The sequence below is a fragment of the Antarcticibacterium flavum genome, assembly GCF_006159205.1.
GTDB classification, from domain to species: domain Bacteria; phylum Bacteroidota; class Bacteroidia; order Flavobacteriales; family Flavobacteriaceae; genus Gillisia; species Gillisia flava.
In genome coordinates this window covers 1,996,836-2,014,575 of sequence record NZ_CP040812.1, presented here as the reverse complement: position 1 = coordinate 2,014,575, position 17,740 = coordinate 1,996,836, and the positions used below count along the sequence as shown (strand labels likewise).

At 39.8% G+C, this 17,740-nt stretch carries 13 protein-coding genes and 1 pseudogene; 9 read left to right on the top strand and 5 right to left on the bottom strand.

Features of this window, described 5'->3' with window-relative positions; genetic code table 11:
- Positions 1-331: 331 nt before the first annotated feature.
- Positions 332-1,075 carry a sterol desaturase family protein gene (locus FHG64_RS08410; RefSeq protein WP_139065980.1) on the top strand — a complete coding sequence of 248 codons (744 nt, stop codon included), beginning with the start codon at positions 332-334 and terminating at the stop codon, positions 1,073-1,075.
- Positions 1,076-1,440: 365 nt separating this feature from the next.
- Here FHG64_RS08410 and FHG64_RS19175 read toward each other — a convergent pair whose 3' ends face one another.
- Complete coding sequence (locus FHG64_RS19175) at positions 1,441-1,581, bottom strand: hypothetical protein (protein ID WP_168191338.1); 141 nt, start codon at positions 1,579-1,581, stop codon at positions 1,441-1,443.
- A gap of 158 nt (positions 1,582-1,739) precedes the next feature.
- Between FHG64_RS19175 and FHG64_RS19170 the strand changes: the two genes are divergently transcribed.
- Positions 1,740-1,907: a hypothetical protein gene (locus tag FHG64_RS19170; RefSeq protein ID WP_168191337.1), complete on the top strand. Its 168-nt coding sequence runs from the start codon at positions 1,740-1,742 to the stop codon at positions 1,905-1,907.
- A 2,791-nt stretch (positions 1,908-4,698) separates the two neighbouring features.
- Here FHG64_RS19170 and FHG64_RS08400 read toward each other — a convergent pair.
- The 3 genes from FHG64_RS08400 to FHG64_RS08390 form a co-directional block, all read right to left on the bottom strand.
- A complete protein-coding gene (locus FHG64_RS08400; RefSeq protein ID WP_139065979.1) occupies positions 4,699-8,112 on the bottom strand; it encodes an amidohydrolase family protein in 3,414 nt (1,137 codons plus the stop codon).
- Between the two features lie 105 nt (positions 8,113-8,217).
- Complete coding sequence (locus tag FHG64_RS08395) at positions 8,218-8,532, bottom strand: hypothetical protein (protein ID WP_139065978.1); 315 nt, start codon at positions 8,530-8,532, stop codon at positions 8,218-8,220.
- A 54-nt stretch (positions 8,533-8,586) separates the two neighbouring features.
- The gene (locus FHG64_RS08390) at positions 8,587-8,835 is read right to left on the bottom strand and encodes a hypothetical protein (RefSeq protein ID WP_139065977.1); all 249 of its coding nucleotides are present in this window, start codon (positions 8,833-8,835) and stop codon (positions 8,587-8,589) included.
- 228 nt (positions 8,836-9,063) lie between these two features.
- On the opposite strand from FHG64_RS08390, the gene FHG64_RS08385 reads away from it, so the two are divergent.
- From FHG64_RS08385 to FHG64_RS08370, 4 genes are read left to right on the top strand one after another with little or no spacing between them, the layout of a single operon-like run.
- Positions 9,064-9,363 (top strand): helix-turn-helix domain-containing protein, encoded by a 300-nt coding sequence (locus FHG64_RS08385; protein WP_139065976.1) that lies wholly within the window; start codon positions 9,064-9,066, stop codon positions 9,361-9,363.
- Positions 9,356-11,008 (top strand): Eco57I restriction-modification methylase domain-containing protein, encoded by a 1,653-nt coding sequence (locus FHG64_RS08380; protein ID WP_139065975.1) that lies wholly within the window; start codon positions 9,356-9,358, stop codon positions 11,006-11,008. The genes FHG64_RS08385 and FHG64_RS08380 overlap by 8 nt, the downstream gene beginning before the upstream one ends.
- A gap of 1 nt (position 11,009) precedes the next feature.
- Positions 11,010-13,760 carry a BpuSI family type II restriction endonuclease gene (locus FHG64_RS08375; RefSeq protein ID WP_139065974.1) on the top strand — a complete coding sequence of 917 codons (2,751 nt, stop codon included), beginning with the start codon at positions 11,010-11,012 and terminating at the stop codon, positions 13,758-13,760.
- Positions 13,757-14,911, top strand: a complete 1,155-nt coding sequence (locus FHG64_RS08370; RefSeq protein ID WP_139065973.1) for a DNA cytosine methyltransferase — start codon at positions 13,757-13,759, stop codon at positions 14,909-14,911. The genes FHG64_RS08375 and FHG64_RS08370 overlap by 4 nt, the downstream gene beginning before the upstream one ends.
- Positions 14,912-15,260: 349 nt before the next feature.
- On the opposite strand, the pseudogene FHG64_RS08365 reads toward FHG64_RS08370, so the two are convergent.
- Positions 15,261-15,434, bottom strand: a pseudogene (locus FHG64_RS08365) (ATP-binding protein); the annotation flags it as partial.
- Between the two features lie 69 nt (positions 15,435-15,503).
- Here FHG64_RS08365 and tnpA point away from each other — a divergent pair.
- The 3 genes from tnpA (at position 15,504) to tnpC (ending at position 17,708) form a co-directional block, all read left to right on the top strand.
- The gene (gene tnpA, locus FHG64_RS08360) at positions 15,504-15,785 is read left to right on the top strand and encodes an IS66 family insertion sequence element accessory protein TnpA (protein ID WP_139065972.1); all 282 of its coding nucleotides are present in this window, start codon (positions 15,504-15,506) and stop codon (positions 15,783-15,785) included.
- Positions 15,785-16,126: an IS66 family insertion sequence element accessory protein TnpB gene (tnpB, locus tag FHG64_RS08355; protein WP_139065971.1), complete on the top strand. Its 342-nt coding sequence runs from the start codon at positions 15,785-15,787 to the stop codon at positions 16,124-16,126. The genes tnpA and tnpB overlap by 1 nt, the downstream gene beginning before the upstream one ends.
- Before the next feature lie 73 nt (positions 16,127-16,199).
- Positions 16,200-17,708 (top strand): IS66 family transposase, encoded by a 1,509-nt coding sequence (gene tnpC / locus FHG64_RS08350; RefSeq protein WP_139065970.1) that lies wholly within the window; start codon positions 16,200-16,202, stop codon positions 17,706-17,708.
- The last annotated feature ends 32 nt before the right edge of the window (positions 17,709-17,740 follow it).

The following is a 17,740-nucleotide window of genomic DNA, read 5'->3' as shown; positions in this document are numbered from 1 at the left end:
TCGAGGCTAATTTTTATTTAGCCACGGAGTTATAGGGAGTTTAAAAAGGAGTTTCACGGAGTTAAAAGGATTACGGAAAAAAGGGATTTCGCTGATTTTAACGGATTACACTGAAAAGTATACATAGTGGATTTTTATTCCCCCTTTGAGGGTTAGGGGGCTTGTCCACTTTTTTTTCAACAGACAACCGACAACCGACAACCGACAACTTTTTTTAACCTACAACCTACAACCTACAACCTACAACCTTTTCGAACCTACAACCTACAACTTTTTCAACCCACAACTGACAACTTTTTTTCTTAACTTCATTTTCAGTTTAGAAAACTGTATGATCCACGGAATAACATCGGCCTCCACCTTTTTAATCTTCATCGCCATCTTTTTCATCGCGATCCTGCTGCGGTATTTTGTGGCGGCGGGGGTGTTCTATGGGTATTATTACGTTTGGAATGCTGGTAAATACAAAAACCTGCGGCTTAGTAAACGGAAACTCAGAAAAGGGCAGGTGAGGAAGGAGATCCTTTGGAGCATAAAATCCTCTTTGGTCTTCGCGGCCTTTGGTGCCGTTACTTTCTGGTTGTGGCAACAAGGATATACCGCTATTTATCTGGATGCAGCCCAATATCCCTACTGGTACCTCCCTGTAAGTCTCGTCATCATTCTGCTGCTGCACGAGACTTATTACTACTGGGTTCACAGGTGGATGCACAATCCCAAAGTTTTCAGGAAAGTGCATAAGGTGCACCACGACAGCCTGGCGCCCACTCCCTGGACCGCCTTTTCCTTCCACTGGTGGGAATCGATCCTGGAGGCGCTTATCCTTCCGCTTATTCTTGTTTTTATTCCGGTGAATATTTATGTGCTGGGATTTTATTTGATTATTATGACCATAAGCAGTGTAGTGAACCACCTGGACATTGAGATCTATCCCCCGGCATTTATGAATAGTAAAGTCGGGAAACTATTCATCGGTGCCACACATCACCATCATCATCATTCCGAGTTTAATACCAACTATGGGCTTTATTTTACGTTTTGGGATAAGTGGATGGGAACTGAAAGTAGTCGGTAGTCGTTAGTCTTTAGTCGTTAGAAGATGGCCTGCGGCGTTTGTTGTTTGGTGTTTACCGTTTTCTGTTTACCGTTTTCTGTTTTCTGTTGGCTTTTCCTTGGGGAATAATTTTCATTTTTTCGAGGCTATTTTTAATTAACCACGGAGTTAAAAGGAGTTAGGTACAGAGTTACACGGAGTAAAAGGATTACGCGGAATACGCGGATTGGTTTTAACGCTTCCCCTCCTACGGAGGGGTGCCCGTAGGGCGGGGTGGGCTCTTGGCGGGTTCAGAATATGATTTCATTTCAGAATTGTCAACCGGGGATTACTTAATGCTCCGCCTGAACAGATGGATGGGATCCCGCAGCAGGTCTTTTTTGGTGCTATAGGTGCTTGCGATGTAAATAAGCTAAATTTTCTTTGGCATCGAAATCATCAACAAATCCGCTTTTTTCTCCAATTTCCAGAGCTTTAATTAATACTTCAGAATGTTCTCCCGGTGATATGGATGTGTTCTTTCCCATGGTGAATAGTGTTATAGTAAAAATACCAAAAGCTGGTAATGGAATCAAATTAGTTCAATTTCGCATATTAAGCGAAATTTCTTCCGAGGGATAATTTTTTAAGGCAAGGAGAATAAAGCGAAGATGGAAGTTTTTATCTTTAATCAAATCGCTGAGATATGGAAGCTGAAGATAGAGATGATTTAGAAATTTTTACTGTTGATGGAAGGGCATTGACTATAATGGAGTTGGGAATTGAAATTGCTTCGGCTGAAGAGGATTATAAAAATGGAAATTTTATCACCCGGGAACAATTAAAGGAAGAGTTCAAAAATTGGAGAAAATAAGCTGACTATATATACATCTGGGCGAATCTCCTATTATAGTTTTGGAATGAAAGCAAAACTGACATTACACCTAAATAAAAGGAGTACTCTGAACATTTAGGCGAAAAATATAAATGATCCGGCCGTTTTGAAGACAGGGATTCTCCTCTTGATTTTATCCTTAGACTCGTGCAAAAAATTACCTGGTGTAGTATATAGATTTCTAATATTCTTTTTTTTGTGTCCCGTAGGGACTATCTATTGGTAGAAAAAATTATCCCGGAGTCTATCTGTGCCGTAGGTACAGCATATAAACCGGGGATCTTATATGCCGTACCTAAAGGCACAGGGTTTTTAATCCATCTTTTTTCTACCCATATGTGGTCCCTAACGGGACAAAAAACCTACCGAAGGTCAAAAATAAGAGGCCTTTTCTGGTTATATTCGTGAGTAAAACAGACAATATTTTTCGTCCTGCAGCGGCCTTGATTCTAGCAGCCTGTCAGGTCCTTTTACTGGCTCCCCTCCTTTTTTTCAATCCTGATAGGGATTGGGAGGGGGCGCCATAGCGGGGACGGGGTGGTTTGGAAAAATATGTTCGCACCTCCTAACGTTATCGTCCAAATCTTTATTTACATTTTAACCATCCTCATATTCCTGTCCAATTAAGGATGCGAATAATTTGGTCTTTCTAAGAAAACCTCACAGGTTAAAAAAAACCTGTGAGGTTTGTTCGAACTGAATTGGGATTTAACTCAGGAGGAAGTCGCCCCTACTGTTTGTCATCCTGAGGAGGCCTTTTTCGGCCGAGGAAGGATCTCTGGCGGAGAGTTTTCGTCCCGCTTATTTCTAAACTCGTGCGGAAGGAGAAGCGAGTTTGCCAGTTTAAGGAGGAGCGTGTCCTGTGTTTTGTACCTGCAACTATCCCTTCCTGCTGCACCGACCGTAGGGATCCTTCACTACGTTCAGGATGACAAGTGAAGGGGGGCTATGCTCTCTGGCCACTTTTTTTAACCGACAGCTGACACCAGACAACCGACCACAAATAACACGTCCTGACTATCCACTCCCCACTTTCCACTCTCCACTTTCTTGACCATTTTTCAACCGTTTAGTCAATTCTCCCTTCATAGGACCGTTCCTTCTTTTTTGCTGCAATCCTCTCCCTCTGGTCGTCGGTTGCAAGAAAAAGAAGCAAAAAAGTCTAGGCTTACGAAAGCTTCTCTAAATTTTTCATTCGGTGGCTAAATTTTAGGAACTCGCGGGAATATAACTTCTGGCGAGAATAATCCGTTTCGCTCAAACAGCCAAAAATTCTTAACGCCCCACTCATTTCAAATTTTACGATAAGCTTTCGTAGGCCGGGAAATTTTTCTATCGAGTATATTTTGTCCTACAAAGCAAGAAAAAGCAATCCTTTTACAACTTCACACTACGGGATCAAGTTAAAATGAGCCTCAAAAAAATGCGGATTAATCTCGCCACCTCAAAGCAAAAACCGACAACCGAAAACAGATAACCGACAACATTTTTTTAACCTACAACCTACTACCTATAACGAATAACACGTCCTGACTATCCACTCCCCACTTTCCACTCTCCACTTTCTTGACCATTTTTCCACCGTCTAGTCAATTCTCAATTCATAGGACCGTTCCTTCTTTTTTGCTGCAATCCTCTCCCTCTGGTCGTCGGTTGCAAGAAAAAGAAGCAAAAAAGTCTAGGCTTACGAAAGCCTCTCTAAATTTTTCATTCGGTGGCTAAATTTTAGGAACTCGCGGGAATATTCATTCTGGCGAGAATAATCCGTTTCGCTCAAACAGCCTAAAATTCTTAACGCCCCTCTCATTTCAAATTTTACGATAAGCTTTCGTAGGCCGGGAAATTTTTCTATCGAGTATATTTTGTCCTACAAAGCAAAAAAAAAGCAACCCTTTTACAACTTCACACTACGGGATCAAGTTAAAATGAGCCTCAAGAAAATGCGGATTAATCTCGCCACCACAACACAAAAACCGACAACCGACAACAGATAACCGACAACATTTTTTTAACCTACAACCTACTACCTATAACGAATAACCCGCCCTGACTGTCCTTTCTCCACTTTCCACTCTCCACTTTTTCTGCCCAATGACCATTTTTCCACCGTCTAGTCAATTCTCCCTTCATAGGACCGTTCCTTCTTTTTTGCTGCAATCCTCTCCCTCTGGTCGTCGGTTGCAAGAAAAAGAAGCAAAAAAGTCTAGGCTTACGAAAGCTTATCTAAATTTTTCATTCGGTTGCTAAATTTTAGGAACTCGCGGGAATATTCATTCTGGCGAGAATAATCCGTATCGCTCAAACAGCCTAAAATTCTTAACGCCCCTTTCATTTCAAATTTTACGATAAACTTTCGTAGGCCGGGAAATTTTTCTATCGGGTATATTTTGCCCTACAAAGCAAAAAAAAGCAATCCTATTACAACTTCGCACTACGGGATCAAGTTAAAATTAGCCTCAAGAAAATGCGGATTAATCTCGCCACCACAACACAAAAACCGACAACCGACAACCCACAACCGACAACATTTTTTTTCAACCTACAACCTACAACTTTTTCAACCGACAACCGACAACCCACAACCGACAACATTTTTTTTCAACCTACAACCTACAACCTACAACTTTTTCAACCGACAACCGACAACCCACAACCGACAACATTTTTTTTCAACCTACAACCTACAACCTACAACTTACAACCCTTCCACCTCCAACAAACAAAAAACCCGACACACTCGCCGGGTTTTTCAAATCATTCTAAAACAGTACTACTCCCGTATCCCCGGCAAATTCTCCGGCTGCACGGTTTGCCAATTAGATTCTTTGGCCGGTTTCTTTTCGGGGTGGAGCTCGTCGAGGCTTTCGGCGTTGTAGATCCTTCCGTCTTTGATGACGTAGCGAACGGTGTTGCTGTTGCGGATGTTCTCCAGCGGATTCCCATCCAGGATCACAAGATCTGCCAGTTTTCCGGCTTCTACCGTTCCCAGGTCGCCGTCGAGGCCAAGGGATTCTGCTCCCAGGATGGTGGCGGCGCGCAGGGCGGTGTGCTCATCCATTCCGCCGCTTTGAAGGGCCCAGAGCTCCCAGTGGTAACCCAAGCCCTGTAGCTGACCGTGACTACCCACACCTACAAGTCCGTTGGCGTCGATTAGGTCTTTCATCATCGCAGCATGTTTTTGGAAAACGTGTTCCTCTTCCATGAACCAGGCGCCGCGTCTTCTGGATTTTCTCGCCAGTTCCTCGTAAGGGGTGAAGCGCTGTAGCTTTTGATCGTTGTAAGGCTGCTCTGTAGCGTAGTAATATTCCTCTGCCCACGGCCCGCCATAGGAAACGAGCAGGGTAGGGGTTACCGCCATTTTAGATTCGGCAACAGTCTGGATCACGTCTTTGTAAACGGGATACACCGGAAAGGAATGCTCGTGCCCGGGATAGCCGTCGAGTAACTGAGTCATATTCAGTTTGAAATCGAGTCCGCCCTCTGTGGTTGGCATTAGTTCGAGTTCTTTACTGGCCTGGATCACCCACTGGCGCATTTGCCTGTTTCCTACCAGGTACATCTTAATGCTCTTGGTGTCGTAGTATTTACTGTATTGTTTCAGGACCCGCCTGGTGTGGTCAAGATCCTTCAGCTTATAACCCCAGTATCCAAGACCCGGTCCTGTGCTGTAGATTCGCGGTCCTGCCAGCATCCCGGCTTCCACCATATCTGCATACGTAAGCACATCTGTGGTTCCGGTTTGCGGGTCTCGGGTGGTGGTGACCCCATAGGCGAGGTTGGCGGCATACATCCAAACCTGGTTCTTATGGATCTCAGCATTAGGTCGTAAGTGCGCGTGGGTATCAATGAAGCCCGGCATCACGGTCTTACCAGATGCGTCGATCTCAGTCGCACCGCGGGGCACGTCCAGGCTTCCGGCAGGTCCCACGGCTTCAATCCGGTTGTTCTTGATGAGAATATCCCCATTCTGGATGATCTCGTCTCCCTTCATCGTAAGGATGCGGGCGTTCTTTATGACAGCTGCTCCCTGCGGAAGGGCTCTCTGGTAGGTGATGTTTATCTCAAACTCATCAGCCTTGAAACTATCCTCATCTTTTGGGGTGATCTCCTCTTCTTCTGAATCTTCTTCCTCATCCCCGTTCTCTTTCTCATCTTCATCGCCTTCCTCCTCATCATCTGAAGCATCTTTCCCTTCAGCTTCGGCTTTCAGTTTTTTGGCTGCTTTCAGGCTGTCATTGTGCACTTTTGCTGCTGCCAGGTCGTAAACGAAATGGCTGGCACCAAGGGACCAGTGGGCATTTTTGGAGTTACCGCTCCAGGCCGGGAATTCCCCTCCAATTTCAGTCACCTGTGATGCGGGGAAAGCGGCTTTATCTACATTGGCAACAGAGATCTCCGGCGTTTTTCCGAATCTTGGAATGGTTACCGAATAAATATCGTTGTTGATCTTTGCCAGCGCCTTCTTCCCATCGGGAGAGATCAGGATAATAGATGGCTTCGAGGCTTTATCATTTTCAGCCCCGTTCTGCTGCGTCAGGGCGGCGTGGTCGTGATCGTGGTCGTGGACAGAACTTCCGAAGGGGGTGATCCCCTTTACCTTCAGCAGCTCTTTTTCATCGGTCCCATCCCAGCGGATAGAGATCAGTTTTTCGTCATCATTCAGATAAACGCGATCGTCCACCTTCGTGAAGTGCGGATTCGTCCTGCCTTTGTACCGCTCAATAATGGTGACCTCCCCACCTTCCGCAGGGATCCACGCGAGATCTTCACGGCTGCGGGAGCCAAAGCCGCTAAAGGAATTGCGATACGTTTCAGCAGTACCCCTCAGGAACGCGATCCTGTCACTGTTATAGGAATACGCGGGCTGGGAGTAGATGGCGCTCTGGGAGGTGAGCCTCTTCAAATTGCGGCCGTTGGCATTCACGCTGTAAAGATGCCCGCCCTCTTCCTGCCAGGTGGTGAAAACAATGCGGCTCCCATCTGGCGACCAGGCGGGGTGAGCCTCGGTAAAATCGTGCTTTGTAAGCCTGCGGGGTTCCCCGTTTGGAAAATCCATCACGTACAACCTGTTAAGGGCCGTGAACGCCAGTTTGGAACCATCCGGAGACGGCACGGCATTCCTTATTTGCGTCACCCGGGCAGTGGGATCATCCTTGATGGGATATTTGAAAATAACCTCGGGCCCCATGTGCAGGTCCAGGTCTACCTCAAAAGGAATTTCTGAAGCTTGTTTTGTCTCCACATTGATCTTGTGGATCTTTCCGCCGTAATAAGTGATAAGATGATCGCTGTTGGGCGTAAAGGACATCGCCGGCAGCACGCCAAGGGAAGCGATAGACTCCTGGTCATCGCGCTGTATGGGATATGCCAGCCACTCCTCGCGGCCGGTGGCGAGCTCGCGCCTTACCAGCCCGGTTTGGTCCTCAAAGCGGGTACCGTAGACAAGCCATTTTCCATTGGGGGACAGCACAGGGGTGAAAGCACTGCCGTAGCGGGCAGTAACATCTGTAGTCTCCCCCGTCTCCATATCATAGCTGCCAATTTGGTACTGCGGGAGCTGCGCGTTGTAATTCCACGCACCGCTGCGTTTTGAATAGTAAATGCTCTTCCCGTCGTGGCTAAAGGCGGGGTCTATGGCCTTGAGATTATCTGGCTTATCAAGCAGCTGCGCGCCCTTGCCGCCCTCGCGGTGGTAGAGGTGCAGTTTGATATTGCGGCGGCCCTTGGCTCCTACGATATATTCCCCATCTGGCGACCAGCTGGCAGAAAAGTAGTTCTGGTTATCATCTTCTGTGATCTGGGTGGTCTCTTTGGTCTCGAGGTCCATAAGCCAGATATTGTCTGCCCCGCTCCTGTCTGAAATAAAAACGATCTCCTTCCCGTTGGGGCTGTAGCGCGGGTGCACGTCATAGGCCATCCCGCTGGTAATATTCTCGGCCTTCCCGCCGGTGAGGGGCATACGGTAAAGGTTCCCCATCATATCAAAGATGATGTTCTTCCCATCTGGGCTCACGTCTACAGAGATCCAGGTGCCCTCGTTGGTGGTGAGGGATATCTTTCTTTCAGGTTCCAGGGGTAATTCCTTGGTGGCCAGGCTGTCTTTTTTGGCAATAGTATCCTGGCCGAAGCTAATGCCGGTTCCCAGCAGTAAAAATGCCAGGAGCAGCTGTAGGGGCTTTGTCATAAATTAAAATTTTGAATTTGATAATGAGGCGGTAAGATAGGGATTTTCTGAAATTTTTTTAAGCTGAAGAATAGAGAGAAGAGAGAAGAGAACAGAGAAAAAAGATTAAGTGGAGAACTCGTTCAGGAATTCTTCTATGGATCGTTTAGCTGAAGGTGCTTCTTTTGTGAAGGAAAATTGCCGGAATTCATACCAATCTGTAAAATCCTGAACTATGCTTTTATGCTCCGGAAATAATGGGACTTTAGCTGAAAGTGGGTAGAAATATTCCTGATCGATGAGGTTGCTTTGTAACTTCCTGGTTACCTCCTCGATTGTATGGTTTTGTTCATTTCTGAAAATTAGTTCTCCGAAGATCTTATAGTTCCCTTCATCCCGATGTAGGTATTCAAATTTGATGTTGTTTGCTGAAGTTTTCATGGTTGCTTTTTAAGGAAAGTTACCAGGAAAATTTGAGATGTGGTTAATGGAAATTTAAAAAGATGAATATTGGTATAGAAGAAATTTGTCCAATTCTTCCTCAGAATCAAAAGTTATTTTTGGCTCGCTTCCTTGTTTAAGAAATAAGTTTAAAGCCATTTCATTGTCAAATAACCTGAAGTGATTACCCTCGTGATTGTAAACAAAACATATAGATCTTTTTAGATCCTTAGATATTTCAAGTTTTTCAATTGTTCTGGAAGGCCTTAGATATTTGACTTCAATTTGGTTTATTGTATTCATATTTTTTTGCCTTAAAGTAAGAAGACTTCTTTATTATGCCATTGCAAGGACTCTTGAGAAGGAAAATAATATTGCCATATGAGTTACCTTCAAGGAATTTGTTGGTGAGACAATAAAACTATGTGTAGGACAATCAAGTAAAGAAGATAATATTTTTGAGTAAAAAGAGAAATTTGAAATAAATAAAACTATATTTGACCATATTAAGACAAGTCTATTTTTAGTAAAATGACACTTGGGCAAAAAATTAAAATATTAAGAGAATCGTCAGGGATGCTACAAAGACAACTTGCGGCTATTCTTGAAATTGGAGATGGATATTTAAGTAAGGTTGAGAGTGATCAAAAAGTTCTCAGACGCGCTCATTTGAAAACGATAAGTAAAACTTTTAATTATTCCTATGAGGAATTAGAAGCGCTTTGGATTGCGACTAAAATTTATGATATTATCAAAAATGAGAAAGAAGGTCTAAATGCTTTAAAAGTAGCTGAAGAGCAAATTAAATATCAAACTGGTAAAAATGTTTAATACAATTTCTAAGCCATATATAAATGATGATGTTGTTAAATCCTTTGAGGAACAACTTGAGCTGTTTTTTTCGAACGACTTTAAAACAAAATCAGAGACACCAGCGCCAGATGAAAATTTAGGTCAAGTATTCACTTCTCCTATCTTGGCTAAGTTTATGGTAAGTTTGTTCAAGAAAAATAAAGAGATAAACTGTTCCATCCTTGATCCTTGCATTGGTCCAAATACTTTTTTCAAGGCTTTACCGCTAGATTTAGCCAATTGTAATCTTAAAGGAATTGAAATTGATAAAAATTTAATTAATGATGAAATTGAAAGTTTTTTTAGTGGTTCAAAAAGAACATTAATTCAAGGTAGTTTTTTTGATTTACCAATTTCCGAAAAATTCGATTTAATCATACAGAACCCACCATATGTAAGACAGGAGTTATTGCGGAATGGAGTTAACTCAAAGAGAAATATTAAAAACAACTTTTTAGCAGGTTTGACAGCAGTACCCTCTCAGTCTAACTTATATATCTATTTTCTGTTGAAATCAATTGTCCACTTGAAAGATAATGGGGAAATGGTTGCTGTAATTTATGATAGTTGGCTTTATAGTAGTTTTGGGAATTTTTTAAAAGACTCGTTTTTAAAATTAGGATCTTTGCAAAGCATTTACCATTTTAAAAAAAGTGCTTTTGAAAATGTTGATGTTGGAGCTACCGTAATTAAATTCGTAAAGGATAAAAATAAGAGTAAATCTTTCTCTTATCACTCTCTAAAAGATTTAAATGATTTGAGGAGCTATAATGACTTAAATTTTCATTGCCAAAGATTTAAACAACATGAATTATTGACACATTCTTTTAATAATGAAAGTGCAATAGATTTTAAATTGCCTCTATTTAAAACACTTAAATCCATCGTTTCTCAACCAATCCAACGAGGAACATCTGCTATAATCAACCAGCATTTTATATTTACCAATAATATTTTACCTGAATTAAAGCCAATTATTAAAGATATTTCTCAAATAAAAACCTATTCTGTTTATCAAGGAAATGCGTATGTTCTAGCAGTTAGTGATACAACTTCCTGCAATACTAAAGAGTATTTAGATGTAATAAGAAATAAGATACTTAATTCGCCGCCAGATAAATACAAAGCAGTAAAAAATAAAATATTATCTGGAAAAAATTGGTTTAAAATAAAAACAAAATCCAGTGGGAATTTTATTTTTAATTATTATCTCAGAAACAATGTAGACTTTATTCTAAATCCTAATAAATGTTTGTCTTCTGATAATTTTTATAATCTTAGTATTCCAAGTTCCGAATTGGTATATTTAGCAATATTAAACTCAACCTTTACAAGACTAAATGTTTTAAGTAACTCAAGAAGTCAAGGCAATGGTTTAAGGAAAATTCAGCTTTATGAATTCAAAGAAGTTAAAGTTGTAGATGTCAAAAATTTGTCTAATCAAACCTCTGCTAAATTAAATGAACTAGGAGAAAAATTGTTATCAGTAAATAGATATCAAAATGAACAACAACAAATAATTGAGCAAATTGATAATTTATTGCTCAATGAATATAACGAACAATATAATTCCTCATTTTCGCTAAATGACTTGAAAAAGGAATTAAAAGAATATTATAATTAATATGGTAAATCTCTGGTACAACTCAGATGAAGTTACAGGTTTTCATCCAGTTGTCAAGAAAGCAATAAATGATGCTATTTCAAACTGTGGTTACAATTCTCTGTTAGAAGTAATTCATCACCCAGCAATTCCTAATAGCACTATAGTTCCTGACTTTGCAATCAAATTAAAAGCTTCCAACAGATATATCTTTGTTATGGAAGTAAAAAAAACTGCTCGTGATATTACTTCACAAAGATTTCAAAATCAAGCAAGGTCATATGTTTCAGATTTTTCTCCTTTTTGGGAACCAAATTATCCGAAATATTTTTGCCTGACTAATATTGAAGAATTGATTTTATTTGCAGATAGGCAAGGACCAATCTCAAATTGCATCTTAAAGGATAATCCAAAATCACATTTACCTTTCAACCCCCAAACTCGTGACGCTACTCACACAATAAGAGAGTTTCAGGCCACTTTAGAACAAATTTTACCAATAATTTATAACAGAGTTCAACCTGAATGGGAAAATAATTGGGGGCCCATCATAGATTCATTTTTTCAAAATTACAAGAGTGTTAGCGCCGGGTTAATGCATAATAAGGAATTGTCTGCAGAACTTACCTTATACGAACTATTCCGTTTACTAGCTTTTACTTATTTAAAAGATTATTATAACCAAACAAATAACACCAATCAAAGTTATTTCAGAAGTCTTCCTGTTGCGGACGAAAGCTTACAAGCTTTTAAAAATAGGCTATCAAATAATTACAATAGAGTTTTACAATTAGATTTTAAACAAATTTTTTCCAACCATCCAAATTCAACTGACAGAATATTTCCTGAAAACTTTACTGAACCTATTAAACGATACTTCATAAACACAATCCAAACACTGAATAATTTTGGCACCCAAGCAGTCTCAGACAATCCATTACCGGAATATATTTTTAATCTTTTAACTTCAAAAGTTTATGATAAAGAAACTCTGCACAAGAAGGGTAAAATAATGTCAGATACAGAATTGTCAATATTACTTGCAACTTTGACAATTGAAAATGAAAATTCTTTGGTAATTGATCCTTGCTCGGGGGATGGTGCTTTATTAGATGCAGCATATGATTATATTAATATACTTAATCTTTCTAGTGGAATAACGAAAAGTCATAATGAACTATTAAGTCAAATTAGAGGTACGGAAGTCGATCCATTTTTGGCTCAATTGGCAACATTTAGATTAGTTTCTAAAAATTTATCTGGGGTTAATAACAGTACCAATGCTAACATCCTTACGGGTAATACTTTTGATAATCCTGAAAAATCAGGATTTGATGTTTTATTAATGAATCCTCCTTTTTTGAGAAATGATAATCCGGAAGCCCCTATTACAATTGCGGACAAAACCTTAATGAATAGCGCAATAAGGAATAATGGGCAGCCAAACTTTGTTACTCTCGCTTCGCAACCGAATTTATATTTTTACTTCGTAAATTATGCGTTGCATTTTTTGAATGATAAGGGAAGGGCAGGATTAATATTAATGGCGAAATTTTTAAATAACGAGGAGGGAGAGCACTTAAAAGAATTTATATCAGATAAGGTTGAGGCCATTATATTATATCCTAGAAATTATTTTGAAGAGTTTAAAGTCACCACTGTAATTACAATTCTTAATAAACAGCCACCTAGTAAAATAAAGTTTTTGCGAATATTAGACTCTGATTTGTTATCTCGTCCAAATGACATTAAATCAATTCTTTCTTCGAATTCTGGCACGGTGATAACTTCAGATTACACAATTAAAGAGACGAATAGAGACATAGATTCTTCAGAAAATTGGAAGTTGTATTTAATTGATCCTGAGGATAAATTTCACAATCTAGATTCTCTTTCCTTTTTAGAGCCTTTGGATACTTTTTTTAAAATTAAGAAACGAGGGGGTGCCGAAAATTATGGAGGCTCTAAAATAATTTTTCCCGATTTTAAAAAAATACCATTTTCCGAAATAAACTCTTCGAATAAAGGTTTTGGTATTAAAAATAGTAGAAGTGCCAGAAAATTAATTTTAGACCAAGAAGATTTAGAGTCAGAGCCTGCTATACATTTTCCAAGTCGATATGATGATAATACAAATAACGGATTAGATGCTATTAATCAAAGTGACACTTCTCTAAATGCTGTTTTCAACATCCAAAATGCAATAGACGCAGGTAAATGGAAAAGAATAGTAAATACAGCTTATAGGAATAAAGTTTCATTTGACATTTTGATTCCTAGAGCAGAGAGAACTAAACATACATGTTATTATAATCCTTTTAACAATCCAGTGGTTTTAACTACTAATTTCTTTTATTTAAGAGGTTTTGAAAATGGAAATGCTGACTCTTCACTTTCTTCAAGCAGTCAAATGAAATTTATAGTTGCATTCTTAAATTCTTGTTTTGGCCAAATACAATTTGAAATTCACTCTAATAATCAAGAAGGATTAAGAAAGCTGGAGGGTTTTCATATTGACCAATTCAAAGTGCCAGATTTAAAACAATTAAGCAGAACTGAAATAATTTCGGCAGTAACTGCCTTTGAAAATCTTAATGAACAAAATATTTCTACAAGTGGAGATGAAGGATTAGCAACGCCTAGAAGAATTTTAGATGAAGAAATTGCGAAAATAATTTTCTTGAGGGATAATTTAGGTTTTAGCTCAAGTGGTGAATTAGCTGATTTTTTCGAACTCTTTTTAGCAGAGTTAGTAGAAGATAGAAAATTATGAAAAAAAATAAAATAAAAATTGTAGGTTTATTTTCAGGTTGCGGTGGTTTAGATTTAGGATTTAAGCAAGCAGGTTATAATATTATTTGGGCGAATGACATTTTAAAAGATGCTTGTGATACATATAAATTAAATGTCGGGAACCATATTGTAAATGAAGATATAACTAAAATTGATTTGAAATCAATTCCGCCTGCTGATCTGATAATTGGTGGTCCTCCCTGTCAAGGATTTTCAGGGATAGGTAAAAGGGATCCAAATGATAATAGATCTGCATTAGTCTATTCGTATTTAGATGTAGTGAATAAGATTCAACCAAAGATTTTTTTATTTGAGAATGTGACAGGTATAAAATCTTCAAAGACTCCTGATGGTACTAAAGTTATAGATAATCTAAAAAATGCATTTGAACATATTGGCTATCATATTAATATTCACACATTAAACGCTGCAGATTATGGTGTGCCACAAAAAAGGAAAAGAGTATTTATAATTGGAAACAGAATTGGTGTCGACATAACGGCACCTCCACAAACTCATTTCGATAGTGTAAAGGATAAAAAACCTTGGATTACCTCCTTTGAAGCTATTTCTGATTTAGAATCTCCCTCTGAAAATGGAAATGTAAAATATAGAAATAGTCCATTATGTGAATATCAATCACTTATGCGAGAAAATACAAATAGAACTACCTTGCATAAGATACCCTACTCTAGTCCTACTGATAAAGAAATAATGAAGCATGTCAAACCTGGTGGTAATTATATGGATGTGCCTGATAAGGTTTCTACTAAAAGAATAATGTATTTCAAGAGTACTGGAGGTAGGACTACTACGTATGGTAGACTTGATCCTAATAAACCTAGTTATACATTAAACACACATTTTAATAGACCAAATATTGGCTGTAATATACATTATGAAGATAATAGAATGATTACGATTAGAGAGGGTTTAAGGTTTCAGTCCTTTCCTGATGATTTTCACCTAGTATCTAAAACACAAAGAAATTTTTACGTTCAAGTTGGAAATGCAGTTCCACCTTTATTATCCAAAGCTTGGGCTGAGCACCTTAAATTTTATTTAATTGAAAAGCGATCGGATCTGGCAATTTCAAATGCTAAATCGGGGGTGGAACCTTTCATAAAATAGTTAAACCAGGATAAGATATTTTCCAATAAAATTTTTAAGAAAATTTCACTTGTTATTTATATAATACTCTACAATTGTAACATCCGCTTCAGCCCAATCCAACTTGCGTAATTCATTTACCGGCATCCATTTTATTTTCAAATGTTCTTTAAGATGCATTTCAAATGTTTGCAGGGAACAGCGAAATGGGATCGATTCTATTTTTCTGTTTGGCCATTATAGCTACGCCTGTTTGAGGGAAGTCTTTCCAGGATCCGAATAAGTTGGCTATTTCGGAGTGACCGTGCCACTGATTTCGGTTCAAACAGTGCCACTTTGAAAGATACTGCAATTATATAAAAAATTAATGTTACTCGTTTTTTAAAACTCCTTTTCTTAATGATTCTCCTTTGAGATCTATCCTGTGAGAGGAATTTACAATTCTGTCCAGGATCGCATCGGCAATAGTTCCTTCCCCGATAATATCATACCATGCAGATACCGGTATTTGAGAGGATAGTATAGTAGATGTTTTATTGTAGCGTATCCACCCCACAAAGTGCATATTGCTAAAAACCTAGCCTGAATATAGCTTTGCTCAAAAACAAATAAAATGAGTAAAGAACAAGAAATGTTTGCCTTGATCGATGAATTTGAAAGTGGTTCTCTAAACGGGAGAGAATTTTGTGAAACTAAAGGGTTGGTACTCTCCACATTTTATTACTGGAAAAAAAAGAAAGCCCGCAATGAATCACCCGGGAGTGGAGGATTTATAGTTATCAGTCCTAACACTGTTAAGGATGGAAACCTGGAACTTATTTATCCTAATGGGATCCGGCTAATACTTGAGGTCTCACAACTTCCACTGATCAGTAAACTTCTCAGGCTTTATTAATGTTTGCCCTAAGCTCGTTCCATAAATATCACTTTTATCCCAAAGCCTGTGATATGCGAAAATCTTTTAATGGCCTGAGCGGACTGGTAAAAAATGAACTTGGCAGGGAACCAACCAGTGGCGATGTGTTTATTTTTTTGAACCGTAACCGCACGCACCTTAAACTCCTGCACTGGGAAGCCGGGGGTTTTGTATTGTACTACAAACGCTTGGAACAGGGCAGTTTTACCCCGCCGGTTTTTAAAGGAAATAACCATGGTATGACCTGGTCAGAACTGGTGCTTATGGTGGAAGGCCTGCAGGTAAAAAAAGCCCATCAGAAACTGAGGTATCCCAGATAAAAAAGTAACAAAAACCCAGTAAAAACAAGGGTTGACAATAGGTTTAAAAGTGTGGTTTTCGTATCTTTAACCCATGCAAAAACCCATAGAAAATCTTACTAAAGATGAGCTTTTGGCACTCCTTGATAAGGAGACTGAGAGAAGGGCGAAAGCAGAAAAAGAAAATATCGATCTTAAATTCCAATTAGCTTATTATAAGCGCCTGGCTTTTGGTCAAAAAAGGGAACGCTTCGAAGGGGATAAAAACCAGATGAGTCTTCCCTTTGAGATGGAGCCGGAAAAAGCGGAAAAACAAGAAGCCGAGTTAAAAGAGAAGCTCAGCTATGAGCGTCGCAAAAGAACTTCCGTCCATAAAGGGCGAATGGCCCTGCCTGAGCATCTTCCGGTAGAAGAAATTGAAATCTATCCCCAGGAAGATATCACCGATATGATCTGTATCGGCAAGGAAGTGACCAATGAGCTGGAATACGAGCCAGCTAAATACTACATCAAACGTTACATCCGCTATAAGTATGCTCCTAAAAATAAAGAAGGAGTAATCATTGGAGAATTGCCCGAGCGGGTGATTGAAAAAGGCATTCCGGGAGCCGGACTCCTGGCTTCCATTCTGGTCGATAAGTATGAGGATCATCTCCCGCTTTACCGGCAACTGCAACGCTTTAAAAGAGCAGATATCCCCATTGCCTCTTCCACTTTAGAAGGCTGGACCAGGCAAAGTCTTAAAATATTAGATATCCTTTATCAACATCTATTGGAGGACACCAGGTCAATGGGGTACCTCCAGGCGGATGAGTCCCCGATAAAAGTAATCGACAAGAATAAAAAAGGCACCACCCACCAGGGCTACTATTGGGTGTACCATAACCCTATGGATGGAAGCGTACTCTTTGATTATCACCGGGGACGAAGCCGAGAGGCTGCCGACCATGTACTGGCTGATTTTAAAGGCTACCTCCAAAGTGATGGCTATGCTGCCTATGACAAGATTGGCAAGCGGGAGGGGGTTACCCACCTGAACTGCTGGGCCCATGCCAGAAGAGAATTTGATAAAGCAAAGGATAATGACAGGGAACGTGCCGAAATAGCCCTGAGCTTCATCCAAAAACTCTACGCGGTGGAAGCTCAAGCGCGAGAACACAACTTAAGCCCGGAACAGCGTAAATCCCTGCGCCTGGAAAATGCATTACCCATTATTAATGAATTTGCCAAATGGATGTTCCAACAGATGAAGCATCAGTTGATTCTTCCCAAGAGTCCTATCGGAAAAGCCTTCCGATATTCCATGGATCGCTGGGATCAGCTCAGCGCTTACCTCTATGATGGAATCCTGGAAATAGATAACAACCTTATTGAAAATGCCATTAGAAAACTGGCACTAGGCCGAAAAAACTACCTGTTTGCAGGTTCTGATGATGCAGCTCAACGTGGTGCAATAATGTACTCCTTCTTTGCGATCTGCAAAAAACACGAGGTAAACCCATATGAATGGCTCAAGTACACCCTGGAGAATATTATGTCCATCAACCATAAAGACATCCGGAATCTGTACCCGCAGAATTACAAGAAATTACAGCAAGGATAAATCAAATTTACCAAAAAGAGCATCCTGTAAAT